This window comes from Microbacterium sp. Root322 (assembly GCF_001425645.1).
GTDB lineage: Bacteria > Actinomycetota > Actinomycetes > Actinomycetales > Microbacteriaceae > Microbacterium > Microbacterium maritypicum.
Genome location: NZ_LMCS01000002.1, coordinates 1,357,056 through 1,379,798 on the forward strand (window position 1 = coordinate 1,357,056; position 22,743 = coordinate 1,379,798).

Below are 22,743 nucleotides of genomic sequence, written 5' to 3' on the forward strand. Positions count from 1 at the left end.
TAGTCATATAGTTTGATGATCGAACTACTATCCAAGGTTGGGACTTTTCATGGGCGTACTCACACGGTTCCTGACGTCGGCGAAGACATCGTGGATCATTCTCGTGATCACGGCGCTCGCCGCAACCGCGCTGTTCGCCCTCGCCGGCAGCGAGGAGTCCGAGACAGCCCCGTCGGTCGGTCTGCCCTCTTCCGCCGAATCCGTCAAGGTCGATCAGTTGCTCGAAGAGTTCCCCAGCGCCGACGCGACCTCGGCGCTGCTGGTCTTCGCCTCCGAAGACGGCGTGCTCGACGAGAAAACGCTCTCCCTCATCGATCAGAAGGCATTCGGCGATCTTGCCGCGCTCGCCCTCGACGGCGCCGTACCGCCCGCTCAGGTCTCCGACGACGGAACGGTCGCCCTCGTGGTGGTGCCTCTCGAGCCGGAGCCCGACGTCGCGGAGCAGACTGCGCGCGCGCAGGAGATCCGCGACATCGCCGCGGCGGATCTGGAGGGAGTTCGCGTCTATCTCACGGGCGCTGAAGGCTTCGAGGTCGACATCGCCGCCGTGTTCGACGGGGCGGACTTCACCCTTCTCCTCACCACCGTCATCGTCGTCGCCGTTCTGCTGCTCATTACCTACCGCAGTCCATGGCTGTGGATCGTCCCCCTCGTCGTCATCGGCCTGGCCGACGCACTCGCGGGGATCGTCGCACGACAGGTTGCCAGCGCCGTCGGCATCCAGCTCGATGCGTCGATCACGGGCATTCTCTCTGTGCTCGTCTTCGGCGCAGGGACGAACTATGCGCTCCTCCTGATCGCCCGCTACCGTGACGAACTGCGTCTGCATGAGAGTCGCAGAGAGGCTATGCAGCGGGCCCTTCGCGGAGCCGGTCCCGCCATCATCGCCAGCGGCTCGACGGTCGCACTGGCACTGCTCACCTTGCTCCTCGCCGAGATCGCGGGCAACCGTGCGCTGGGGCTGGCCTGCGCCGTCGGCATCGTCGTCGCGATGTTCTTCGCGCTCTTCGTGCTGCCCGCTGCTCTCGTGCTCTTCGGCCGCGGCCTGTTCTGGCCCTACATCCCGCGGTTCCAGTCGCCCGACGCGATCTCCCGCAGCGTCTGGGGGAAGCTCGGTCGCGGAGTGTCGAAGCGTCCGGTCGTGGTGGCGACGGTCGGGTTCGTCGTTCTCGGCGCGATGGCCAGCGGGTTGCTGTTCGTGCAGACCGGACTCTCCCAGAATGACCGCTTCCTGCAGAAGCCCGAAGCGGTGCAGGGCCAGGAGGTCCTCGCCGAGGCGTTCTCCGCTGGAACCACCTCCCCCGCCATCGTCGTCGTTCCTGTCGAGGACGCCGAGGCGGCGACCACCGCTCTCGCGGATCTCGACGGTGTCGACGCGGCGAGGCCGGGAGAGGCGACGGATGAGTTCGCGCGGATCGATGTCACCCTCGACGCCAGCGCCGAGACCGACGCGGCTTTCGCCACCGTCGAACGCATGCGCGAAGCGCTCGACGACGTCGGATCGGGCGAAGGGCTCGTCGGAGGGCTCGACTCGCAGGCGCTCGATGTCGCCGAAGCCCAGGCCCGGGATCAGGCTCTCCTCATCCCCCTCATCCTCGCGTTGGTCTTCGTCGTGCTCGTGCTCCTTCTTCGGGCCTTCGTCGCGCCGCTGCTACTCCTGATCGCCGTCGTCGCCAGCTTCTTCTCGGCGATCGGGGTGAGCTGGTGGTTGTTCCAGTCGCCACTCTTCGGATTCCCCGCCATCGATACGAACGTGCTGCTGTTCAGCTTTCTGTTCCTCGTCGCGCTCGGTGTCGACTACAGCATCTTCCTCGTCACCCGTGCGAAAGAGGAGGCCGCCCGACTCGGCACCAGCCAGGGCATGATTCGTGCTCTCGCCGCGACGGGCGCCGTGATCACCAGCGCCGGCATCCTCCTCGCCGCGGTGTTCGCCGTCCTGGGCGTTCTCCCCCTCATCACGCTGACGCAGATCGGCGTCATCGTCTGCATCGGCGTGCTCATCGACACACTCCTCGTGCGAACGGTCATCGTTCCTGCACTCGCGTTCATCACTCGGGACAGGTTCTGGTGGCCCCGCCGACCCGCTCTGACCGATGCCGAGGCCGCCCGACAGGGCGCCGACGCACTCGCGCCTGAACAGCCCCACGCGCTCTCCCGTTGACGGGGGACGCCCATGCGCGGTGGTGGAACATCCGCCTGCGGTACGACGACGCCCCTCCCTCAGACCGATGCGTCGAGCAGTCGGCCCGGCGACGATGGGAGGGTCCCCTCCCCTAGAGAAGGCGTCCCGTGACCTCACGCACCCCAGCCCTCGATTCGCTCGCGCTCGCCGCCGTCGGTCTCAGCACCTCGGCGCTCGCGCTCGCCGCCTGTGCTTCCCCCGCCCCTGCCGAAACCTCCCCTGCGGGTGTCGGATCGTTCGATGCCGAGAGGGTCGGGAACTCGCCGGAAGAGGCGCGGTCCGAGATTTCGTAAGCCGCCTAGTAATCTGGGGGGATGACGGATGCACTGGGGACCAAGCAGGCGCTCCTGCTGTCGCGACTCGGCGGCGACGAGTCTGCGCGCTTGGTGATGACGGTGCTCACGACCGCGCGGCGGATCGACGCGGCCTGCGCGGAGCTGCTCGCTCGACACGATCTGTCGGAGGGGCGGATGGCGGCCCTCCTCGCGGTCTCCGCCGAGGAGGGGATCACGCCACGGCTGCTGGCGACCCGGCTCGCCGTGACCTCGGCGACCGTCACGGGACTTCTGGATCGACTCGACCGCGACGGGTTGATCGAGCGACACCCGCACCCGACAGACGCGCGCACGCACACGCTCGTGACGACCCTCGCCGGGGAGCGGCTCATCGCCGAGCTGGTCCCGGTCTACGCCGAATGGCTCCGTCAGCTCGGGACCGGGATCAGTGCCGCCGATCGCGACCACGCTGCCCTCGTCTTGGCTGCGATGCAGCGGAACCTCGGCGATGAGTAGAACAGTGGGAGGACGGGCGGCCCGCACATCGCCCGGGGTCGACGCGGAGCACCTGAGCGCACTCGACGCGGGCCTGGCAGCGTCGAGGACGCTGTCCGACGCTCTTGCGATCGATCACACGACTCTGTTCCGCAACGTCTTCCCGGACGCCGACGCTGCCCTGAGTGCCGAAGTCGCCGCGGCGCAGCAGCTGGGCATCCTCAAGCGGATGACCCGCATCGGTGCCGCCCTCGCGATCCGGTGTGATTCCGCCGAGGTCGACGACATGGCCGCGCACCCGTCCGACACCGTGCGCGGGTGGGCGTGCTTCCTCATCGCTGCGCAGCCGTCCGCCACCCCGGTCGTGTTGCTCGATCGACTCCGACGGTTCGCCGACGATGAGCACTTCGCGGTCCGCGAGTGGGTGTGGATGGCAGCGCGCCCTGTGCTCGTCACCGACCTCGACGCCAGCATCGATATGCTCGCCGCGTGGACCGGCGACCCTTCCGAGCGCGTTCGCCGATTCGCCAGCGAAGCGCTGCGGCCGCGAGGCGTGTGGGCCGCCCACATCGCTGCGCTCAAGAAGCAGCCGGAGCGCGGAGAGCCGATCCTGCATCCGCTGCGCGACGATCCATCCCGCTACGTCCAGGATTCCGTCGCCAACTGGATCAACGACGCGGCGAAGACCCGTCCGGACTGGGCCGTTGAACTCTGCGACCGCTGGGGCGCCGCCAGCGACGATGTCGCCACCGCTCGCATCATCACGCGCGCGCTGCGCTCTCTCGATCGTTCTTCCGCGGGGTGAACGGCGAGGGGGCCTCTTCGAATCCGACCGATTCGTTGCGTGCCGATCCCCGCTGTGGCCGGAGTCGTGCACGAAACGCGATCAGCGCGATGCCCGAGCCGGCTCGGACTCACCCCGTCGAGTGTCGCGCACAGAGAGGGTGCCGAGAGCCCAGGCCGCGAGGCCTGCGGCAGCGAAGGCCGCGCCGAGAACCACGGAACCCGTCCACCCCGATGTGCTGAAGGCCAAGGTGGTCGTGGCCGCGCCGACGGCTGATCCCAGGGAGTAGAAGATCATGTACCCGCCGATGGCCGTCGAAACGCGGTCGGGGTGCAGCACGGTCAAGATGTGTTGGTTGCTCACATGGGCGGCCTGCACGGCGAAATCGAGCACGACGATGCCGACGATCACCATGGTCAACGACCAGGGGAGCTGCCCGATCAGCGCCCAGGATGCGACCAGGGCGAGGAGTGCGAGACCGGTGACCCTGTTGGCCTTGCCGGCGTCTGCCCAGTGGCCCGCGCGCACGGCACCCAGGGCGCCCGTCAGGCCGGCGAGGCCGAAGAGTCCGATCTGGGTCTCGGTGAGATGCCAGGGCGCAGATGTCAACGGAAGCGCCATCCCGCTCCACAGTGTTCCGAACGACGCGAAGAGGAAGAACGCGATCGCGCCGCGACTTACGAAGACAGGGTCGCTGAGGAGGCGACCGAGACCGCTGACGAGCTCTGTGTACGGACGGGCGGGCCGGCGCGCATCACTCGGAAGGGCGAGGAGGGCCATGGTTCCCAGAATCACGGCCAGCAGCGCCAGAGAGATGTAGACGCTGCGCCATCCCCAGATGTCGGTCAGTGCCCCGGCGATCAGTCGCGAGCCGAGAATGCCGACCACGACCCCCGATGTCACGAATCCCAGGTTGCGCCCTCGTTCCGCGGGGTCGGAGACCGCCGCAGCATAGGCCACGGTCGTCTGGACCACGACCGCGAAGAGTCCGGAGAACGCCAGCCCGGCGTAGGCCGCCCATGCCATCGGGGCGGCGGCGACCACGATCATGCCGATCCCCACCAGGCCGAGATGGAATGCGATCAGTCGTCGTCGGTCGAGTCGGTCGCCGAGTGGGACGAGCACGACGAGTCCGACGAGGTAACCCAGCTGTCCGACGGAGACGAGCCAGCCCAGCGCGTCGGGCGCAACACCGAGATCTCGCCCGATCTCGGTGAGGATGGGCTGCGCGGCGTACACGGACGCGACGGCGACGGCACAGATCGCGGCCAGCAGAATCTTGGTCTTGAGGTACACAGGTGTCCTTTGGTTGCATATTGCTACCGAATGAACCGTAGGGCATAATGGTTTCAAATCGCAACTCTTGGAGATGTCATGGGTGAATCCACCGGAATTCCGCAGTGGACCGATCCGAACTGCCCGGTCGCTCGGGCGACCGACCTGGTCGGCGACCGCTGGAGCATGCTGATCATCCGGGATGCGATGGACGGAGCCCGCACGTTCACCGACTTCCAGCAGCGCACGGGTATCGCGCGCAACATGCTCGCCGATCGCCTCCGCAGACTCGCCGGGTACGGGATCATGACTCGCGTCGAGGCCCCGGCCGGCAAGCGGAAGCACTACGAGCTGACCGCTGCCGGAGAGGAGCTTTTCCCTGTCATCCTCGCCCTGCGACACTGGGGAGAGGAGCATGCTTTCGCCGAAGGAGAGGCGCATTCGGTCCTGGTCGATGCCGCCGGTGCGACCGTGGCTGCGACCGAGCCGGTCGGTACAGACGGCAACCCGCTGACGAGCCGGAACACCCGCGTCGTGAGGTGAGTGCGTCCTGAACCGGGGAGATCGTCAGCCCAGCGGGCCCTCGAGGATGGTGAGTACATCGACCTCTTCGAATCCGACCGATCTGTTGAGGGCGAGCATCGGCGCGTTCGTCAGGGCCGTGTAGGTCTGCAGAAACCGCGAGTCCGAGCTCTCCGGGAGGCTCATGAGACGACGGAGGTTGGCGACCTTCAACGCGCGGCCGATCCCACGACCACGAACCCGTTGCGCGACGAAGGTGTCGTCCTGAAGGACGATCTTCGGATCCGGCCGCGACAGCAGGATCTCGGTGTACCCCACGGCCTCCCCGTCCGCGCGCGCCACGCTCCGCACCAGGGCATACCCCTGTTCGGACATGCGCTCCTCGTTCCGGCGAACGGCCGCGACGTCGGCGGGCGCGGGGGTCCGTGTCAGGTCGCCCATCGGCACGTCCTCCGACATGTGAGCGCGAAGCCTCGCCCAGTCATCGAGCAGCTCATCCGGACACGCGCCCACCCAGGAGACGATGTCGACGTCTGCGAGTGCAGTCGGGAGCCGGTCGAGTGTCTTCGTGGAGACCGGGAGATCGACCACCTGGCGACTCTCGCGGACGCCCACCTGGAGCCCTTCGGAGCGTGCGAACGAGACCCCGGCATCGGAGTACGTCTCGGTGCGCATCATCGTGGCGGTGCCGCGCAGCGCGTTGCGGATTGCGTGGAGCAGTGCACGGGCGACGCCGCGGTGGCGGAAGGCGTCGAGAACCGCGATCTCGACGTCGGCAGGTTCGCCAGGATGCACGTGCGCTTCGGCCGCCCCGACCGGCACCTCGTCGATCTCCGCGAGCAGCAGCACTGAGCGGCGAGTCGGATGCGGGCTCTGGAACTGCAGGCGCGTCGCCTCGTCGCTGCGGGACCACACCTTCTGCCGCCCGGCCGAGTAGCCGTCTCGGAGGATGCCGTTCCACCTCAGAAGCTCAGCGACGTCGCGAGGATCGACATCCCTGATCCGGATGTTGCTCAAAGGTCACGACGCTCTCGGTGTTCGCAGACGGACAGGTGCACGATCCAGGTTGCCATACCGCCGAGTCGTTCTCCCCTCTCGTGCGGCCGCGGGGTATCTGAGATGGTGGATGCGGGATGTGCCCCTGAGTGACGAAAGGGTGAGCGATGAGCGGACCTGATCTCCCGGTGATCGGGGTCGAGGACGCGTCATCACGGTGGTCGACGTGGTGGCTGGCATCCGGAGCGCTGTTCATCACGTCGGCCCTGTTGGCCGCGTTCCGCAGTCTTCCCGGGACGCTCGACGTCGATGCCCTCGCGATCATCTCGACCGCATCGACCTTGGCCTTCAGTCTCGCGCTGGTCGCCGCTGGTATCGGTGCTGCGCGCCGCGATGGCACTCTTCGACTTTCCAGAGGGGGGATCGTCGCCTTGTTCCTCCTCGCCGTCTGGCTCCCTGTGGGGCCGCCACTTCTGATGGTTTCGTTCGACTTCACCTCGGCGGTGCCGGTCTACGTGAACGCCCTCGTGAAGTTGGGGCTGTGCGGTGCGATCGTCGCCGGGGTGCTCCGCAGTTCGCTGGCGAAGCCGTGGCGGTTCATCCCTGCGATCGCGCTCGCCGCCGTGGTGCTGGGGTCGTTGATGGAGGTCGCGATGATGTCGGGCAGTGTCTCCGACCAGAACGCGATGATCCTCGTCTCCAATGTGCTGATCCTGACGTGCATCCTCGCCACCGGGGCGCTGGGTGCCGTTGCGCTCAGGGCTGCTCGCGCACGGGCGGGCTCGGTGGCCGTGTTCGGAGGATGACCGTCCTCACGGCACCCGCTCGTAACCCGCTCAGGGCGAGGTGCGCACACCCAGCTCGCTGGTGTCGCGGAGCCCGTGCGCGTCGAGGTAGGCACGGATCGTCTCGTGGACGATGCGGATCTGTGCTTCGTTCCCCATCGCGGCCCGCATGGCGTCCATCGTGGGTGCCGGCTTGCCGTTCACCCGGTCCAGCGCCTCCCAGACGATGTCTTCGCGGGAGCCGCGGCCCATCGAATGCGGCATCGAGCTGAACACCGGGTTGGGCTTCCAGTCGTTTCGGTTCTCCTCCATCAGTGATTCCTCTCCTGTCTTCGGGTGCCCCTGAATGCGGGCGCACTCGGTCCTGTGCGCGGGCACGCCGAACACACGCGGGGTGGCGATGCTGCCCCCGGTGGACGACGCGCTGTCCGGCGGCCAGGCCCTTCCCCAGTGAGGCCGGATGCCGGTGGGAAGAAGGGGATGTGGTCGTCCGGTTCTCTTCGAGAGTACACCTTATTTTGAGTCGCTAAAAATAAGGAGATGACGGGACAAGAGGAGGATGCTGAAAAAGGCCCGGTCCGCAGCGGGATCGGGCCTTTTCGTCGCGTGGCGTGGCGGGTCAGTCGCGCGGGGCGTCGTTCCAGGACCAGATGTCGTCACCGCGCAGCACCGCGTCGGCGCCGCCGTCGCAGTAGATGGTCTGGCCGGCCATGTGGGTGTTGGCCGGGCTCGTCAGCCACACCAGCAACTCGGCGATCGAGGATGCCGGCTGGTGGTAGTTCAGCGGCATCGGCACGGCGGCGTCGACCTGCGCCAGACCCTCCGGGCTGGCCAGCAATCCGGCGGTCATCGCCGTGGTGACGGTGCCGGGGGCGACGGCGTTGAGGGGGATCCCGGCGCCGGCCCAGGCTTCGGAGACGGATTCGCGGCGGACCCAGCGCGACAGGGCGCGCTTGCTGGAGGAGTAGTTGAGGAACCCGCCCTCGGCCGTGACGGCGAGCTGGTCGCCGATCTCGAGGGCTCGTCTCTCGTCGCCGTCCAGGGCCGCGTCGACGAGGTCCGCCGACACCGGCTGCAGCGATGCCATCGATGAGACCACGGCGGCGCGCGGCTGGTCCGCCAGACTCAGTTTCGGCAGCAGCGCGGTGAGGAACTCTGTCACGCCGAAGTAGTTGATGGCCATGGTCTTGGCGATCGGTGCGGCGATTCCGGCGCAGGCGATGATCGCATCGATGCCGCCGTCGGCGGCGGCGAGAACGGCGTCCGCCGCAGCGATCCGGCCGGCGGGTGTCGAAAGATCACCCGTGACCTCCACTCCGCCCAGGTCGACCCCGATCACGGTGTGTCCCTGGGCGCGAAGCAGTTCGGCGGTCGCGGCACCGATGCCGGATGCGGCGCCGGTGACGACGTAGGTGCGGGTCATGTTTCCTCCTGGGGTGATGAGACGTGGTCGGATGACGACGGGGATGCGGTGGCCCTGGATGTCGATTCGGGAAGGGCGGCGACGAAGCGGCTGAGATGGGCCTGGAACTGGGTGATCTCGTGCGCGGACCAGCCGGTGAGCGCGCCGCCGACCATCTGCTGCCCGGAGGCGACGAGGCGGGCGTAAGCGTCTCGGCCCGCATCCGTCAAGCGCACCTCGACCGTCCGCCCCGTTCGTACGCGATCGAAGAGCCCCCACGCCGACATGCGCGACACCAGCTTCGACGTCGTCGGGCGTGACATCGCCGCTCGGTCGGCCAGTCGACTGAACCCGAGGGAGCCGCCGTGCATGCCGACCACGTACAGGGCTCGTACCTCGATGGCCTCGAGGGAACCTCCGACGCTCGCGGCCACCTGTGTCTGCAGCTCGCCCTGCGTCCACTCCGCGACCACGCGAACCAACGCTTCGCGGATGTCTTCGATCTCGTCATCGACCGCCATAAGACAAAGGATATCAGTTCAGTTGCGTGGGGCAACTATGCGAATGGGCCGCGCTCAGCTGAAGAGGACCACCAGGTAGACCGCGAATGTCACGAGGTGTGCAGCGCCGTGCATCGCGGTCACGCGCTTCGCGGCGAAGGTCGTCACAGACAGCAGCAGCGTGACGCCGAGCATCAGCAGGTTCGCCGGCGATTCCGCGAGCACGACGGTCTGGCCGGTGAACATGCCGATGATCAGCACCGCCGGGATGGTCAGGCCCACGGTCGACACCAGCGCGCCATGGCAGAGGTTGCTCACGCGTTGGGCTTCACCGCCGAGCGCGGCGCGCACCGCCGTGATCGACTCCGGAAGGAACACGATGCCCGCGATGAGCACACCGGCGAGGGCGACCGGGGCGCCGAGGCGGCCCAGCCCGTCGTCGAGCAGCGTCGCCATGTCGTGCGACAGCAGCACGATGGGGATCACGGTGACCACCAGCAGCGTGAGGCGCACGACGATTTCCGTGCGGTGCGCGGACAGCACCTGGCGGATTCCTCCCCCGGCCTCGCCCTTCTCCTGATCCTTCACGGTCTGGAGGAGACGCGGATCGACCTCGGTGAAGTCGCTCGCCTGCGCGCCCATCTGCCGGTAGAGGAAGAAGGCGTAGAGCACGATGGTGAGCACGATGATCGGGATCTCCTGCGCCGTCGTGTACGAGCCGTCCGTTCCGATCAGAGCGGGGAGGCCGAACGCGAGCGCGACCAGCACCACCAGCATCGACAGATACGCCGACGTGCCGGTGCGGTTGTGCGCCATGCCGCGGTGGCGGAGTCCGCCGAGGAGGAGCGCGAGCCCGATGACGAGATTGAGGATGATCATCGCGACGGCCATGACCGAGTCGCGGGCGATGGTCGCGTGCTCACCAGGACCGAGCATGACCGCGGAGATGAGGATGACCTCGATCAGCACGATAGACAGGGTCAGCACGAGTGAGCCGTACGGGTCGCCGAGCCTGTGGGCGAGAGCCTCGGCCTGTTTGACGACACCGAACGCGCAGACGAGGATCACGACGATGATCGCCCCGAGCGCGATCACGAGTACCGGCACGGGCACAGGGGGCTCCAGAACCGGGTGGAAGAGGAGGAGGGCAGCGAAAGCGCCCCACCCCAATGCGACGCGGACGATATCGGTGACGCCGATCAACTGCTTAAGCTCCGTGCGTGACATCGCCGGACTCCTTCGAGGTGGGGCCGTCCCCGATCTGCCTCACCGTCGGAGGTCGTCCTCCGTCGTCGTTTCCCGCCCCACGGTAGCAAACCGCGTCGGCGCTGTGGTGTTGCGGCGGGAACATTCCGAAAACGGCATGAAAGCCACGAGCACTGAGCGGTGTGTGTTTTTTCCCGGTCAAAAGGAAATTTGACTTCCCCTAGTTCCGGGCTATGGTCGGAGGTTACGCCAGCCACCGAAGGGGAAGCGAGTAACCATGTCCGGAAAGTCCATCCAGGGTCGCGACAGCAAGAAGGCGCCGCAGCTCTCGCTCAAGGAGAAGCGAGCTGCGAAGCGGGAGAAGAACGCCCCGGCCGAGTTCATCAAGCCTCGCAAGGGCGCGAAGGGCTGATCGGATTCGGTCCGGCGGGCGCATCCGCGTGGTGCGCCCGCCATGGGGGTCGCAGGGTCAACGGAAGACGCGGGTGATCCCACTCTCCATCTGCGTGAGCTGGATGTAGACGAGGAGACGAAGGGTCGGGCCCAGTACAGCGCGGAGAACCTGACGCACGACACGACGGCGACGCCGGGTGCCCGCCCAAGTAAGGGTCATATGAAGTTGCATTCCACCCGCGGCATGTTCGAGTGCGAAGGTGACGACCCTTGCTGTGTCGTTGCTAGAGTCCGGATAAGTGAAGCGCCAGGTCACGTACGCGCTGTCTTCGAACCGATCAAGGTAAATCTGCTGACGACGGCTGGAATCCCTGACTGCTACCGGTTTTCCGTTGCGACTGGTGGCCGTCGCCGCCTCCCAAGGGCCGACACCCGTGGCGCTTGCATGCACCTCGTCGACCACGTGGTCCCACTCGGGGATGCGCGTCGCGGACGACAGCAGCTCCCATACGTCATCGACGGGGGCGGGAACGAAGATCGATCGCTTGCCGGAGAAGCTGTTCTTCTCGAACATCGCAGGCCGCGAGAGGCCGAGGTTCTGTGCATCATCCAGGCGGGACTTCAGTGCGTCGGGGTCGAGGCCGAGTCGTCGTAGGATCTCATCGATAAGACCGCTTGGTTCGTCGACGAGTGCACGCAGCACTGCGGCGGAGTTGCCGCGACGGCCTCCGCTCGATGCCTCGGTCCACACAGCGAGCGCCCGTTCCGTCCACTCGTATCCCGAGGTTTCGTGGAAGACGATGCGACCGAGACCGTCGGTGTCTGAGGCGATGCCCACGAGCTCGAGTTGAGCTGCGTGCTGTGCCGCGACCGCCGCGCGGGCCGTATCGAGGCCGGCGCCCATGCCGCGCAGGATCTGCCCTCCCGTGTCGGGATCGATGGTCAGGGCGAGGAGCAGATGATCGATGTCGGCGTCGCGCACTCCGAAGCGTGAGGCCTCCTCCATGGCGGCCAGCGACAGGGTGTGCATCGTGGCGGCGGCGTGGGTGAATCTGCTCATGAGCTCCTCCGGGGAACGGCGATGGTCGGATCGATCCGCTTCGCGTGCTTCTTGTGCACTGCCTGGCGGGTGACGCCCAGGGCATCGGCGATCGCCTGCCAGCTCATGCCGGACCGCAGTGCGGCTTCGACCTGGCGCAATTCGAGTGCGTCCGCGAGCGTGCGCAGCGATGCCACCGCACGCAGGCCTGCACGCGGGTCGGTCGTGTCCGCGGCGATCTGTGCGACATCGAGGGATTCCATGTCGTCAACCTACGTTGCTAACGAGGCGCTGTCAACTTACGTTGCTACGCGTGCGTCAGACGCGGTCTCCGCGATCAGAACGCTCCGATCATGCGTTCCCGGCGCGCATGAACTCCTCGGCCTCGCGCACCTGCTCCGCCGACGGCCGGATGCCGGTGTACAGCACGAACTGCTCCAGTGCCTGCAACGTCGCGACCTCGGCCCCTGTGATCACGGGGGTGCCTGCGGAGCGCGCGGCGGCGATCAACGGCGTCTCCGCGGGAAGAGCCACGACATCGAACACCACGGATGCCGCGGCGATCGCCTCTTCCGAGAACGCGAGCGTGTGCTCCTCCGCGCCACCGGCCATGCCGATCGGGGTGACGTTGACGAGGATGTCTGCGGTGGCGTCTCCGACCTCGGCCAGCCAGGAGAAGCCGTAGAGGTCGGCGAGCATACGGCCGTTCCGCTCGTTCCTGGCGACGATCGTCACGCGCGTGAATCCGGCGTCGCGGAACGCGGCGGCGGTGGCCTTCGCCATCCCTCCCGACCCACGCAGCAGCACCGAGGCCGCGGGATCGAGGCGATCACGTTCGATGAGCTGCGCGATCGCGGAGTAGTCGGTGTTGTGTGCGGTGAGCACGCCGTCATCGTTGACGATGGTGTTGACGGAGTCGATCGCGCTCGCCGAGGGGTCCATCCGGTCGACGAGGGAGATGACGTCCTCCTTGTAAGGCATCGAGATCGCGCATCCGCGGATGCCGAGTCCGCGCACGCCTGCGATCGCCTGGGAGAGGTCAGTGGGGGCGAAGGCCTTGTAGATCCAGTTCAGCCCGAGCGCCTCGTAGAGGTGGTTGTGGAAGCGCGTGCCGTTGTTGCTCGGCCGTGCCGAAAGCGAGATGCACAGCGTCATGTCCTTGTTGAGCAGAGTCACGGGATCAGGCTACTCGCGAGCCGGTCGTCGCGTGCGATGTCGCCGACGCGACCATCCGTGACACACCTGGACGAGACCCGCGGACCCCTCAGGGTCAAGTCCCGACCGCGCCGGTCTCGCCCGGGTGAAATTCGATGGCAGGACGGCGCTTCCTCCCCTATGGTGAAGGTGCATGCACGAGGGGATTGATCGTCTACGTCTCTCCCCACGAGGCGGAGGCCCACCCCAGGGGCAGACGATCTGTGCGTGCGATTGGGCCCTCTCGAGTAGTTCAGTCCCCAATGGGCTACTCGAGGGGGCCGCTATCGTTCGCCCTCGCGACGAAGCTCAGATTTGTCCCCCAAAAGGGGGACAAGGACGTCGAAAAGGAGCTAAGCTGTCTCTGACGCACCCTCCGGTCGTCTTCGGCCCTCATCGCTCCCCCCGCGGTGAGGGCCACACCATTTTCTGGGCGCCTTCTGGGCCGTGCGCCTCCGAACGCGCCGGATGACGGCCGCGTGCCGCTCGTGCAACATTTGGATTACCTTCTTGCAGGTGCTATTCCGCTCGGGGCCTCCTCCACTAGCGTTAGCGATGTCGGGGCATCCCTGCGTCGGCTTCTTCACCAGCAGAACAGGCAGTACATGAGCACCCAGGGCACGGTTAAGTGGTTCAACTCGGAGAAGGGCTTCGGCTTCATCTCCCCCGACGACGGAGGCGCTGACGTCTTCGCGCACTACTCCGCCATCCAGTCATCCGGCTACCGGTCTCTCGAAGAGAACCAGCGAGTCGAGTTCGATGTGGCGCAGGGTCCGAAGGGCCTGCAGGCAGAGAACATTCGCCCCGTCTGAGACGGGCGAGACACAGAACTCCCCACCGGATCGCGTCCCGATGCGTCATCCGGCGGGGAGTTCTGTGCTTTCCGGGTCCGATTCGGCTCCCTGCACGTGGCGTGTGGTCTGCAGGTCGCGCACCAGCGCGCCGGTCAGGTCAGCAGCAGAGAGCGGAGTTCGGCCACGGAGGCCACCCGGAACGCGGCTTCGTCACCCTCGTGGGCGTCGCTGAAGCCCCACTCGACGAAGATCACCGGGACGTCGTTGGCGTTGCCACCCTCGACATCGTGGTGCCGATCGCCGATGAGGACGGGGCGTGAGGTGTCGGCGCCGTGCTCGCGCAGCCGACGAAGAGCTTCGGCGACGATGTCGGTCTTCGAGGCGAGGGTCGACTCGTCGGGCGTTGCCCCGACGGTCGTCAGGAATGCGGGCCGGAGTCCGAAGTGGTCGACCAGTGCGTCGACCTGGTTCTCGGGCTTCGAGCTGGCTGTCGCCTGCGGCACTCCCGTAGCGTGCAGTTCGTTGATGAGGTCCACCACGCCGGGGTAGGTCGCGGCGTCGGTCGTGTAGCCGTCGGCCTTGCCGAGCGTGCGGTAGAAGGCGACCGCCTCGGCGGACTGCTCCGGCGTCATGCCCGCCTGGTCCTGGAAGGACTGGAACATGGGCGGGCCGATCCAGTGCACCAGTTCCTCGCGTGTCGGTGCCGGACGCCCGAAGTGGGTGAGCGCGACATTCAGCCGGCGAAGGATGCCGACGGACGCGTCGACGATGGTGCCGTCGACGTCCCACAGCACGCAGGAGTAGGGGGAGTGAGGCATCTCTCCAGCCTATGGGCCGGGACGGCGATGGCCGCTCTTCCTGCACAGGTGTGCAACTGAGTCACTTCTGCACGCCTCATGTGAACGCCTAGTGTCCACATATAAGGTCGTGACAACGGTGGATTCGCGGGCGAGAATAGGGGGCATGTACGTGTCGGTGGAAGTCATCACGATGCTGGCGACAGCAGTGACGCTACTGGTGGCGATCATCAGCGGTTTCGGTTGGATGATCAACCGGATGGACGCGCGATTCGCGGAGGTGGTGGCGACGTTCAATGCGCGGTTCGAAACGCAGGACGCGAAGCTCGATTCGCGGTTCGAAACGCAGGACGCGAAGCTCGATGCGCGGTTTGAAGCGCAGGACGCGAAGTTCGATGCGCGGTTTGAAGCGCAGGACGCGAAGTTCGATGCGCGGTTTGAAGCGCAGGACGCGAAGCTCGGTGCGCGGTTCGAAACGCAGGACGCGAAGTTCGATTCGCGGTTCGACCGTATCGAGCAAGAGATCGTCGAGGTGAAGATCGCGATCGCGCGCCTTGAGGGCCCGACACCCCGGCTCATCGCCGCGCGCTGACGGGCGACGCCTCAGAACAGGCGGGGGATGCCCGACTCGATGCCCTTCATGTCGTCGTAGTCGAGCACCAGGCAGCGGATTCCGCGGTCCTCAGCGAGCACGCGTGCCTGCGGCTTGATCTCCTGCGCGGCGAACACACCCTGCACGGGGGAGAGGTGCGGGTCGCGACCCAGAAGTTCGAGATAGCGGGTCAGCTGCTCCACGCCGTCGATGTCGCCGCGTCGCTTGATCTCGACCGCGATCGCGGCGCCGTCGGCATCGCGCACCAGAAGGTCGACGGGGCCGATGGCCGTCGGGTATTCGCGGCGCACGAGCGTGGCGCCCTCGGAGATGCGCTCGACCTGCTCGGCGAGAAGTCGCTGCAGGTCGGCCTCCACGCCATCTTTCTGGAGCCCGGGATCGATGCCCAACTCGTGCGAGGTGTCGTGGATGATCTCGTAGATCTGCACACGCAGCGCATCGCCGGTCTTCTTGTGCGTGACGCGCCAGACTTCGACCACGCCGGCGCTGGCCTCTTCCTCGCCCGGCTCTTCGCTCGAGAGCGAACACGGCGGGCTCATCCAGTTGAGCGGCTTGTAGCTGCCGCCGTCGGAGTGCACGAGCAGACTCCCGTCTCCCTTGTGCACGAGCAGACGCGTGGCGAGCGGGAGATGGGCATTGAGCCGACCGGTGTAGTCGACCGAGCAGCGGGCGATGACGAGACGCACCCGTCGAGCCTACTTCGTCGGGGGGTGCGCCGCGGTCGCACTCCGCGGGCGCGGCGGTCATCGGTCGAGGAAGGATCCGATCGCCTGGAAGAGCCCGAGCTCGGTGGCGGCGGAGCGCGCGATGAGGAATCCGATGATGCCGATGATCCATGCGGTGTTCTCGGCGCCGGTGCGCTCCATCCAGGCGGCGAATCGTTCGAGCGGCCTTTGCACCAGCGGGGCGGCGACCAGGCGGAGGACGAGCAGCACGACAGCGGGCAGGATCATCAGCGCGCAGTAGCCGACGAGCGAGAGCACGCGCAGCGGGGTGTCGATTCCGGCATCCGCGAGCATCGTCATCGCGACGATGTAGGGAAGCATGGTGGCGACCTCGACTAGCCCTGCCGCGACAGCCACGGCCATCACCGCGGTGCCGCGGGTGCGGGGGTCGAGCAGTCGCTCCCGCCACCGGGTGATGCGACCGGTGCGCGCCCGAGGCTCCGCCACTGCGGCTGGCGCAGGAGGCGGGGTCGTGATCGACGATCCGCTCGCCTCGTGTGCGGTCGGCAGGTCCGTTCCCGGCAGGACCGACGCGGAGGCGGGCAGCGAGGCGGACAGGGAGGCCGCTGCGGCACTCTTGTCACCGGTCGGCATCACGAAGGCGGTGATGAGGAGCGCTCCGCCCACGAGGAGGCGGATGATCAGTCCGGCGGGCGAGGCCAGGAAGTCGGACGCGACGTCGACGAGGTTCACCAACCCCCAGAGGAACAGGAGGCCGACGAGCAGGTAGAACGCGGCGATCGTCACCAGGTACAGCAGGATGCGTCGGGCGTGCACCCGCCCCGGATGCAGGAGCAGGAAGACGGGGATGAGGAGTGTGCCGACGCTCAGCCCGTCGATCAGCGCCAGGAGAGCGAGAGAGAAGGGGAGCGGCAGTCCGCCGAAGAGTTCCATGTCTCCACGCTCGCCGAGCCGGGGCCGCGGCGGATCGGGCGAAAGTACCGTTCCCTCCGACCTCCTCATCCCTTCGTCGGATGCGCGGTGGCGCGCACCGTGATTGCATGAGGGCATGCACGAGCAGGTCGAAGGCGGATTCGGCGCCTGGTACCGTCGGCACCGCTGGTGGGCGGACCCGTTGGGGATGGCGCTCCTGTCGGTCGTCATGGCCTGGTTCGGGTTCCGCGGGATCTGGGGTCCGTTCTCGATCCTCCAGGAAGCCGTCTCCCCGTGGTGGTCGCTGGCGCTCGCCCTGCCCGCCTGCGCCCTCGCCCTCGTCAAGAGGCGCCTGCCCGTGACGGTTCTCGTGCTCGTCACGCTCCTGTTCGTTGTCGATCTGCTCACCGTCGGGGGCATCGGCACCCTGGTGGTGCTCCTGGACGTGCTGTGGACGGCGTCTTTCCTCGCGGGGCCGCAGGGGCGACGGGTGCTGCTCATCGCGCTGGCCCTGTCGACGGCCGTGCTGTTCCTCGTCGCCTGGCTCTTCACCGATGTGTCGCTCGCCGTGGCCTTTCTCATCGGGGTCCAGTTCGGTGCGATCTTCGGTACCGACTACTGGTGGGCGGTGGCCGTCTCCCAAGCGCACGAGCTCGCCGAGCTGCACCGCCAGCGTGCGGAGGCCGCGGCTGCCGTCGCCGAGCGTGACCGCGCCGAGGCGGTGCAGCGGGAGCGCGAGACGATGGCGAGGGAGCTGCACGACGTGGTCGCAGGTCACGTGATGGCGATGGCGATCCGGGCCGAGGCCGCACTGTCGACCGTGCCCGACCGCACGGCGGACCGAGAAGCCCTGCAGGCCGTGCGTGATGCGGGGCTCGATGCCCATGGGGCGCTGCGATCCATGATCTCGGTGCTTCGGCGAGGCGACGGCACCCTCGCCCCCACGCCGCGGTGGGCGGATCTCGGGGCAATCGTGCAGGAGGCGGAACGTGGAGGGCTGGTGGTGCGCATGGTCGTCGATGACGTCGACGATCTCGGAGCGGCACGCGAACAAGCCGTCATCCGCATCGTGCGGGAGGCGCTGAACAACTGCGTCCGCCATGCGAGCGGTGCCGACGTCGAGGTCGGGATCCGTGGGAGCAGCGCCGAGGTGCGGGTGGAGGTGCGCTCGCGTGGTGGCGTCGCCAGCCGTGCAGCCGCCCACGGCGACGAGGGCTGGGGGCTGCAGATGCTGCGGGAACGCGTCGGCGCACTGGGTGGTGTCTTCGCAGCGGGTCCGGTCGCCGGCGGATGGTCGGTCCACGCCCGGATCCCGAGGGAGGCGACGGCATGACGGCTCCGACTGTGCTGCTGGCGGATGATCACGGCGCGATCAGGGCGGGGCTGCGCATCATGCTCGAGGCGCAGGGGATCACCGTGGTCGGGGAGGCCGCCGACGGCGACGTCGCTGTGCGCAATGCCGCGGCGCTGCGTCCCGACGTCGTCCTCATGGACCTGCGGATGCCGGGGCGAGACGGGATCTCAGCGACCAGGGAGATCGTCGAGCGCGGTCTGGGCGATGTCCTGGTCCTGACGAGCTTCGACGAGGACGACCTCGTGTTCGGAGCGATCCGTGCCGGCGCGGTGGGCTTCCTGCTGAAGACGGTCGACGCTCCCGCTCTCGCACAGGCCGTGCGCGCGGTCGCGGCGGGGGAGGGCGCGCTGGATCCGCGGGTGACCCGACGCGCGCTCGCCGCGGTCGCCCAGAGTGCGATGCCGTCGGTGCCCGTCTCGCGTCGGGGGGATTTCTCCGACCTGACGGTGAGGGAGCAGGAGGTGCTCGACGGGATACTGCAGGGGTGGTCCAACGCCCAGCTCGCCGCGAGGCTGCGCATCTCGGTGCCCACGGTCAAGACGCATGTCTCGAACGTTCTCACCAAACTCGGAGCGCGCAGCCGCTCGCACGCCGCAGCCCTCGTGCGGGGTCGCGAGGGCTGAACGTCAGTCCTGTGACGCCGCCGTGACCGGGATCTTCTCGTCTTCGCGCAGCGGACGCGCTGCACCTGAGAACAGTCCGGACATCACGACCAGAGCGACCAGGATGAACAGGGTGTTCAGCAGGCCGATGTGCTCGCTGATGATTCCGAGGACGGGCGGTCCGCCGAGGAACGCGATGTAGCCGATCGTGGCCGCAGCGCTCACCCGGGCCGCCGCCTTCGCGGGATCGTCCGCCGCGGCGGACATGCCCAGCGGGAAGCCGAGCGATGCGCCGATACCCCACAGCGCCGCCCCGACGAGCACGAGCGGGAAGGTGGGAGCGAGGATGAACAGCAGGATGCCCGAGGCCGCCGCCACCGCGAGGACGCGCAGCACCAGGACGCGTCCGAACCGGTCGACGAGGGGTCCGCCGAACAGGCGCACGACGGTCATGCCGACCGAGAACACGGCGAGCGAGACGGCGCCGGTGCCCTCGGCGAAGCCGTGACCCTGTTCTGTGCCCAGGGCGATCCAGTCGTTCGCGCCGCCCTCGGCGAACGACATGCCGAGCATGACCACGCCGATCAGGTAGGTGCGTGGTTCGCGCCAGGCTTCGAGCGCGGTGTGCATGCGTGCGCGGAACGCCGGCTTCTCGTGCGGCGCCGGGTCGAGGGCGGCCTCGCGCACGGGCACCTGGAAGAAGCAGACGACGGCGATCACGGCGATCAGTGCGCCCATGATCGCGGCGTGGGTGGCGACGTCGATCGTGAGCTGCGCCGCGAGGGCGCCGATCCCCGCGCCGATGACCGTGCCGAAGCTGAAGAACGCATGGAAGACCGGGAGGATCGTCCGGCCCATCTGCTGTTCGATCGCGGTCGCCTCGACGTTCATCATGACGTCGACCGATCCGTTGCCGAAGCCGAAGAGCACCATGCCGATGAGGACGACGGGGACCGAACCGAAGACGTTGGCGCCCAGACCGACGAGCACGATGCCGAGCGCGAACGTCAGCATCGTCAGCAGCATCCCGCGTCGAGCACCCAGGCGTGCCATCACGGCCGGGCCCGTCGAGATGCCGACGATCGACGACACGCCCATGCCGAGAAGGATGAGACCGACCTGCGCGTTGTCCAGACCCAGCGCCTCTTTGATCCCTGGGACGCGTGACGCCCAGGTCGCGATCGAGAGGCCGCTCGCGAGGAAGATGGCGAAGATCGCGGCGCGCCAGCGCACGAACTGCGAACGGGAGAGGGCTGTTTCCATGTCGGACAGCCTATCGAATCGATTCGACCCGAGGGAAGCGAAGGGAGCTATCCTCGAAGTATGAGCAGTCAGGAGACGCCGCGTCGGCCCACGATCGCCGACGTCGCACGCGAGGCGGGCGTGGCGACATCCACCGCCTCGGTCGTCTTCAGCGGCAAGGCGAACGTGGCGGCTGCCACACGGGAGCGTGTGCTCGCCGCCGCTGCCGACCTCGGTTACGCCGGTCCGGATCCTCGCGCGGCATCCCTGCGCCGCGGACGCAGCGGCATCGTCGCCGTCGTTCTCGAAGGGCATCTGCGCGCCGCATTCCTCGACCCGGTGACCACGGCCATGATGGACGGGCTCACCGACGGGCTCGCCGACCTCAGCGCCGGCATCCTTCTGATGCGGGACGAGCCGGGGGAGGAGGGTGCCGCGATCACGCACGCACCCGTCGATGCCTTCGTGCTGATCGGCTGCTCCGGGCGGACGAAGGCCTCGCTCGAAGTGGTCGTCGGTCGTGGTCTGCCTGTCGTCGTGATCGAAGGCGATGCCGGAGGGGAGATCCCGCGCATCACCCTGGACAACGTCGCCGCCTCCGCCGACGTCGCGCGACACGTTCACGATCTCGGCCACCGCGATGTCGCCCTGGTCACGCTCCCGCTCGACAGCGAGCGGGAGCGGGCCGCGGTGAGCCCGGAGCGGATCGCGAACGCCACCGTCGACGTCACCGTGCATCGACTCGAGGGGATGCGCCAGGTGTTCCCCGACGCCCCGGCGATCTCGGCATCCGGCAGCCTCATCGACGAGGGGGTGCTGGTCGGCAGGATGCTCCTGACGGACCCCGCCACTCGACCGACCGCCGTGCTCGCACAGAGCGACCTGCTCGCCGTGGGGGTGATCCGCGCGGCGGAGGAACTCGGGCTGCGCGTGCCCGAAGATCTCTCCGTGGCCGGTTTCGACGGCATCGAGGTCGATGGACTCGGCGGTCTCACCCTCACCACCAGCGTGCAGCCGGCCGTCGAGAAGGGCCGCGCGGCGGGGGAGCAGGTCGCCCGCATGCTCGGCGGTGAGCCCGGGATGACGCAGCACCTCACGTGTGTGTTCCGCGCCGGCACGACGACCGGCCCCGTTCCCCGCTGAGCGGCTGCGACGACCGTCGCCTCAGCTGTGCTGCGGGCCGAGCGGCACAGTGGCGTCGCCGAAGTCGATGATGCGATATCGACCGCAGCCGATCACCTCGTCGGGGATCTCCGATGTGGGAAGACGCCACTCGACGGTCTGCGCATCCTCCACGAGGAACGACACCTCGCGGGCCTCGAAGTCCTCTCGGTTCACGAGCCATGCATAGCCGTTGAGCTCATGATCGACCTGCACGAGACGGGCGGGATCCTCCACATGCAGCTTGGGCAGGCGCACCGTCCAGAACTGGCCGGCACCGGTGCGACCCGAGGCGTTCACCCAATCGGTCACGCACGTCAGATCGGGATCGGGGCTCGCGCTCGCGCCGACCAGCCGGGGAACGCTGAGCGCGCCGCCGATCAAGAGAAGCGCGGACACGGTGGCCGCGACGACGGACTGCACCCGGAACGGCGCTCGCCAGGAACGCGGCGCCGCCACCAGGGCGAGCACCGGGGCGAACGCGAGGGGCTGCAGGTAGCGGGCGGCGTGCGTGCCCAGGACGATCGCGCCGATGATCACGAGGACGGGCATGGTCCACGCGACGGTGGAGACGAACCGCGACCCGAAGTCTTCCGCCCGTGCCGTGCCCACGACCGCGAGCACGATGAGCGCGATCACGATCAGAATGCCGATCACCCCGGCCGGCGTCCCCGCGCGCGTGGTGAGGAGGGATCCGTAATACCCCACCGACTCCGTCCACTGCTCGGGCTGGATGTAGTCGGCTCCGGTGTTGCTGATCCATGCCCGAAGCGGAATGCGACCCAGGAAGCCGAGGGCGGTGCCGGTGATGAGAGCGACGAGGATCATCGTCGGGCGGATGCGGTGGGGCGCGCGAGGGAGCATCAGGGCGAGGACCAGGGTGATCGGAACCGTCGCCCAGACGGCGTAGAGCGGGTTCGAGAGCGTGGCGATCGCGGCCGTGGCACCGAGGACGACCAGGAGCGCTCCACCGAATCGATCCCGGTCGACGAGCCGCCGCACCAGGCCGACCGACAGCACGACGGCGACGACGGTCGCCGAGTAGTAGGTCGTCGTCAACACGAGGGATGCGAGGTCCAGAGCGTCCCTCGATCCCGACACGTCGGTCATGGCCAGGACGCCGAAGGTCACCAGTCCCACGAGAGCCCACGCGACCGGAGCCGTGCCTTTCCGCCGCCGGCCCGCGACCAGCCGGAGGGCCCCGTAGAGCGCGAGTATGTTGATGACGGCATTGACGGCGAGCAATCCGTTCACGTCGAGCGGAAGCAGCGTGTCGAGGCCGGCGAACACCGCGGACTCTGGCAGGAACAGCACGCTCGACATCGCCCAGTCGAGGGGTGCACCTGAGAGGACGGATCTCGCGAAAAGAGCCACGATCAGGGAATCCCCGTCACGGAACAGCAGCTCAGAGCGAGCGGACGAAGCGACCTGTGCCGCCGTGATCAGCGCGACGGCCAGCGCCCCCGACCAGCCCGCGAGCTCTCGAACCCAGACCCGCCGCATGGGGCTACTCTCGCACGATCGTGCAACGGTG

General features: G+C 67.8%; 25 protein-coding genes. 11 read left to right on the forward strand and 14 right to left on the reverse strand.

From position 1 onward, the window contains the following. Nucleotides 1-49 precede the first annotated feature (49 nt). From ASC55_RS11455 to ASC55_RS11470, 3 genes are all read left to right on the forward strand, one after another. On the forward strand, nt 50-2,161 hold the full coding sequence (locus ASC55_RS11455) for an MMPL family transporter (protein ID WP_055875502.1): 2,112 nt from the start codon (nt 50-52) through the stop codon (nt 2,159-2,161). Nucleotides 2,162-2,496: 335 nt separating this feature from the next. Then, nucleotides 2,497-2,973 (forward strand): MarR family winged helix-turn-helix transcriptional regulator, encoded by a 477-nt coding sequence (locus ASC55_RS11465; RefSeq protein ID WP_055875507.1) that lies wholly within the window; start codon nt 2,497-2,499, stop codon nt 2,971-2,973. Beyond that, on the forward strand, nt 2,966-3,757 hold the full coding sequence (locus ASC55_RS11470) for a hypothetical protein (protein ID WP_055875510.1): 792 nt from the start codon (nt 2,966-2,968) through the stop codon (nt 3,755-3,757). Before ASC55_RS11465 ends, ASC55_RS11470 begins: the two co-directional genes overlap by 8 nt. Nucleotides 3,758-3,838: 81 nt before the next feature. Here the strand turns inward: ASC55_RS11470 and ASC55_RS11475 are convergent, their stop codons facing one another. Next, nucleotides 3,839-5,032 carry an MFS transporter gene (locus ASC55_RS11475; protein ID WP_055875512.1) on the reverse strand — a complete coding sequence of 398 codons (1,194 nt, stop codon included), beginning with the start codon at nt 5,030-5,032 and terminating at the stop codon, nt 3,839-3,841. Nucleotides 5,033-5,110: 78 nt separating this feature from the next. Here ASC55_RS11475 and ASC55_RS11480 point away from each other — a divergent pair, with 78 nt between their 5' ends. Then, entirely contained in the window at nt 5,111-5,554 is a 444-nt protein-coding gene (locus ASC55_RS11480) for a winged helix-turn-helix transcriptional regulator (RefSeq protein ID WP_055875518.1), read from the forward strand. A gap of 24 nt (nt 5,555-5,578) precedes the next feature. Here the strand turns inward: ASC55_RS11480 and ASC55_RS11485 are convergent, their stop codons facing one another. Continuing rightward, nucleotides 5,579-6,550 (reverse strand): GNAT family N-acetyltransferase, encoded by a 972-nt coding sequence (locus tag ASC55_RS11485; protein ID WP_055875522.1) that lies wholly within the window; start codon nt 6,548-6,550, stop codon nt 5,579-5,581. A 146-nt stretch (nt 6,551-6,696) separates the two neighbouring features. On the opposite strand from ASC55_RS11485, the gene ASC55_RS11490 reads away from it, so the two are divergent. Next, nucleotides 6,697-7,335 (forward strand): hypothetical protein, encoded by a 639-nt coding sequence (locus ASC55_RS11490; protein WP_055875525.1) that lies wholly within the window; start codon nt 6,697-6,699, stop codon nt 7,333-7,335. A 30-nt stretch (nt 7,336-7,365) separates the two neighbouring features. Here the strand turns inward: ASC55_RS11490 and ASC55_RS11495 are convergent, their stop codons facing one another. The 4 genes from ASC55_RS11495 to ASC55_RS11510 form a co-directional block, all read right to left on the reverse strand. Then, complete coding sequence (locus tag ASC55_RS11495; protein WP_055875529.1) at nt 7,366-7,626, reverse strand: hypothetical protein; 261 nt, start codon at nt 7,624-7,626, stop codon at nt 7,366-7,368. A 307-nt stretch (nt 7,627-7,933) separates the two neighbouring features. Beyond that, nucleotides 7,934-8,737 carry an SDR family oxidoreductase gene (locus tag ASC55_RS11500; protein WP_055875535.1) on the reverse strand — a complete coding sequence of 268 codons (804 nt, stop codon included), beginning with the start codon at nt 8,735-8,737 and terminating at the stop codon, nt 7,934-7,936. Next, complete coding sequence (locus tag ASC55_RS11505) at nt 8,734-9,237, reverse strand: MarR family winged helix-turn-helix transcriptional regulator (protein WP_055875537.1); 504 nt, start codon at nt 9,235-9,237, stop codon at nt 8,734-8,736. The genes ASC55_RS11500 and ASC55_RS11505 overlap by 4 nt, the downstream gene beginning before the upstream one ends. A gap of 54 nt (nt 9,238-9,291) precedes the next feature. Further along, nucleotides 9,292-10,443 carry a calcium:proton antiporter gene (locus ASC55_RS11510; RefSeq protein WP_055875540.1) on the reverse strand — a complete coding sequence of 384 codons (1,152 nt, stop codon included), beginning with the start codon at nt 10,441-10,443 and terminating at the stop codon, nt 9,292-9,294. 256 nt (nt 10,444-10,699) lie between these two features. On the opposite strand from ASC55_RS11510, the gene ASC55_RS17785 reads away from it, so the two are divergent. Then, a complete protein-coding gene (locus ASC55_RS17785) occupies nt 10,700-10,834 on the forward strand; it encodes a hypothetical protein (RefSeq protein ID WP_017829963.1) in 135 nt (44 codons plus the stop codon). Between the two features lie 57 nt (nt 10,835-10,891). On the opposite strand, the gene ASC55_RS11515 is transcribed toward ASC55_RS17785, so the two are convergent. From ASC55_RS11515 to ASC55_RS11525, 3 genes are all read right to left on the reverse strand, one after another. Next, nucleotides 10,892-11,875, reverse strand: a complete 984-nt coding sequence (locus ASC55_RS11515) for a Clp protease N-terminal domain-containing protein (RefSeq protein ID WP_055875543.1) — start codon at nt 11,873-11,875, stop codon at nt 10,892-10,894. Then, the gene (locus ASC55_RS11520; RefSeq protein ID WP_055871634.1) at nt 11,872-12,117 is read right to left on the reverse strand and encodes a hypothetical protein; all 246 of its coding nucleotides are present in this window, start codon (nt 12,115-12,117) and stop codon (nt 11,872-11,874) included. The genes ASC55_RS11515 and ASC55_RS11520 overlap by 4 nt, the downstream gene beginning before the upstream one ends. 88 nt (nt 12,118-12,205) lie before the next feature. Beyond that, nucleotides 12,206-13,030 carry a shikimate 5-dehydrogenase gene (locus tag ASC55_RS11525; protein WP_268775991.1) on the reverse strand — a complete coding sequence of 275 codons (825 nt, stop codon included), beginning with the start codon at nt 13,028-13,030 and terminating at the stop codon, nt 12,206-12,208. A 623-nt stretch (nt 13,031-13,653) separates the two neighbouring features. On the opposite strand from ASC55_RS11525, the gene ASC55_RS11530 reads away from it, so the two are divergent. After that, a complete protein-coding gene (locus ASC55_RS11530) occupies nt 13,654-13,860 on the forward strand; it encodes a cold-shock protein (protein WP_017203899.1) in 207 nt (68 codons plus the stop codon). A 134-nt stretch (nt 13,861-13,994) separates the two neighbouring features. Here the strand turns inward: ASC55_RS11530 and ASC55_RS11535 are convergent, their stop codons facing one another. After that, nucleotides 13,995-14,660: an HAD hydrolase-like protein gene (locus ASC55_RS11535; protein WP_055875546.1), complete on the reverse strand. Its 666-nt coding sequence runs from the start codon at nt 14,658-14,660 to the stop codon at nt 13,995-13,997. A 145-nt stretch (nt 14,661-14,805) separates the two neighbouring features. Between ASC55_RS11535 and ASC55_RS11540 the strand changes: the two genes are divergently transcribed. Further along, nucleotides 14,806-15,231: a hypothetical protein gene (locus ASC55_RS11540; RefSeq protein WP_055875549.1), complete on the forward strand. Its 426-nt coding sequence runs from the start codon at nt 14,806-14,808 to the stop codon at nt 15,229-15,231. A gap of 11 nt (nt 15,232-15,242) precedes the next feature. On the opposite strand, the gene nucS is transcribed toward ASC55_RS11540, so the two are convergent. Together nucS and ASC55_RS11550 are read right to left on the reverse strand one after the other, a co-directional pair. Next, nucleotides 15,243-15,938: an endonuclease NucS gene (nucS, locus tag ASC55_RS11545; RefSeq protein ID WP_055871644.1), complete on the reverse strand. Its 696-nt coding sequence runs from the start codon at nt 15,936-15,938 to the stop codon at nt 15,243-15,245. Between the two features lie 57 nt (nt 15,939-15,995). Continuing rightward, entirely contained in the window at nt 15,996-16,871 is an 876-nt protein-coding gene (locus tag ASC55_RS11550; protein WP_055875552.1) for a GAP family protein, read from the reverse strand. Between the two features lie 115 nt (nt 16,872-16,986). Between ASC55_RS11550 and ASC55_RS11555 the strand changes: the two genes are divergently transcribed. Both ASC55_RS11555 and ASC55_RS11560 read left to right on the forward strand, forming a co-directional pair. Further along, entirely contained in the window at nt 16,987-18,183 is a 1,197-nt protein-coding gene (locus ASC55_RS11555) for a sensor histidine kinase (protein WP_055871650.1), read from the forward strand. Then, nucleotides 18,180-18,827, forward strand: a complete 648-nt coding sequence (locus ASC55_RS11560; protein WP_055875555.1) for a response regulator — start codon at nt 18,180-18,182, stop codon at nt 18,825-18,827. Before ASC55_RS11555 ends, ASC55_RS11560 begins: the two co-directional genes overlap by 4 nt. A gap of 3 nt (nt 18,828-18,830) precedes the next feature. On the opposite strand, the gene ASC55_RS11565 is transcribed toward ASC55_RS11560, so the two are convergent. Continuing rightward, nucleotides 18,831-20,069, reverse strand: a complete 1,239-nt coding sequence (locus tag ASC55_RS11565; RefSeq protein ID WP_055875558.1) for an MFS transporter — start codon at nt 20,067-20,069, stop codon at nt 18,831-18,833. 60 nt (nt 20,070-20,129) lie between these two features. Here ASC55_RS11565 and ASC55_RS11570 point away from each other — a divergent pair, with 60 nt between their 5' ends. Beyond that, complete coding sequence (locus tag ASC55_RS11570; RefSeq protein ID WP_055875561.1) at nt 20,130-21,191, forward strand: LacI family DNA-binding transcriptional regulator; 1,062 nt, start codon at nt 20,130-20,132, stop codon at nt 21,189-21,191. Between the two features lie 21 nt (nt 21,192-21,212). Here ASC55_RS11570 and ASC55_RS11575 read toward each other — a convergent pair whose 3' ends face one another. After that, nucleotides 21,213-22,712 carry a hypothetical protein gene (locus tag ASC55_RS11575; RefSeq protein ID WP_055875563.1) on the reverse strand — a complete coding sequence of 500 codons (1,500 nt, stop codon included), beginning with the start codon at nt 22,710-22,712 and terminating at the stop codon, nt 21,213-21,215. Nucleotides 22,713-22,743 lie beyond the last annotated feature (31 nt).

Coding starts and splice junctions, on each gene's coding strand:
- ASC55_RS11455 (WP_055875502.1), top strand. CDS start 50: ATGGGCGTACTCACACGGTTCCTGACGTCGGCGAAGACATCGTGGATC.
- ASC55_RS11465 (WP_055875507.1), top strand. CDS start 2,497: ATGACGGATGCACTGGGGACCAAGCAGGCGCTCCTGCTGTCGCGACTC.
- ASC55_RS11470 (WP_055875510.1), top strand. CDS start 2,966: ATGAGTAGAACAGTGGGAGGACGGGCGGCCCGCACATCGCCCGGGGTC.
- ASC55_RS11480 (WP_055875518.1), top strand. CDS start 5,111: ATGGGTGAATCCACCGGAATTCCGCAGTGGACCGATCCGAACTGCCCG.
- ASC55_RS11490 (WP_055875525.1), top strand. CDS start 6,697: ATGAGCGGACCTGATCTCCCGGTGATCGGGGTCGAGGACGCGTCATCA.
- ASC55_RS11495 (WP_055875529.1), bottom strand. CDS start 7,626: ATGGAGGAGAACCGAAACGACTGGAAGCCCAACCCGGTGTTCAGCTCG.
- ASC55_RS11500 (WP_055875535.1), bottom strand. CDS start 8,737: ATGACCCGCACCTACGTCGTCACCGGCGCCGCATCCGGCATCGGTGCC.
- ASC55_RS11505 (WP_055875537.1), bottom strand. CDS start 9,237: ATGGCGGTCGATGACGAGATCGAAGACATCCGCGAAGCGTTGGTTCGC.
- ASC55_RS11510 (WP_055875540.1), bottom strand. CDS start 10,443: ATGTCACGCACGGAGCTTAAGCAGTTGATCGGCGTCACCGATATCGTC.
- ASC55_RS17785 (WP_017829963.1), top strand. CDS start 10,700: ATGTCCGGAAAGTCCATCCAGGGTCGCGACAGCAAGAAGGCGCCGCAG.
- ASC55_RS11515 (WP_055875543.1), bottom strand. CDS start 11,875: ATGAGCAGATTCACCCACGCCGCCGCCACGATGCACACCCTGTCGCTG.
- ASC55_RS11520 (WP_055871634.1), bottom strand. CDS start 12,117: ATGGAATCCCTCGATGTCGCACAGATCGCCGCGGACACGACCGACCCG.
- ASC55_RS11530 (WP_017203899.1), top strand. CDS start 13,654: ATGAGCACCCAGGGCACGGTTAAGTGGTTCAACTCGGAGAAGGGCTTC.
- ASC55_RS11535 (WP_055875546.1), bottom strand. CDS start 14,660: ATGCCTCACTCCCCCTACTCCTGCGTGCTGTGGGACGTCGACGGCACC.
- ASC55_RS11540 (WP_055875549.1), top strand. CDS start 14,806: ATGTACGTGTCGGTGGAAGTCATCACGATGCTGGCGACAGCAGTGACG.
- ASC55_RS11550 (WP_055875552.1), bottom strand. CDS start 16,871: ATGGAACTCTTCGGCGGACTGCCGCTCCCCTTCTCTCTCGCTCTCCTG.
- ASC55_RS11555 (WP_055871650.1), top strand. CDS start 16,987: ATGCACGAGCAGGTCGAAGGCGGATTCGGCGCCTGGTACCGTCGGCAC.
- ASC55_RS11560 (WP_055875555.1), top strand. CDS start 18,180: ATGACGGCTCCGACTGTGCTGCTGGCGGATGATCACGGCGCGATCAGG.
- ASC55_RS11565 (WP_055875558.1), bottom strand. CDS start 20,069: ATGGAAACAGCCCTCTCCCGTTCGCAGTTCGTGCGCTGGCGCGCCGCG.
- ASC55_RS11570 (WP_055875561.1), top strand. CDS start 20,130: ATGAGCAGTCAGGAGACGCCGCGTCGGCCCACGATCGCCGACGTCGCA.
- ASC55_RS11575 (WP_055875563.1), bottom strand. CDS start 22,712: ATGCGGCGGGTCTGGGTTCGAGAGCTCGCGGGCTGGTCGGGGGCGCTG.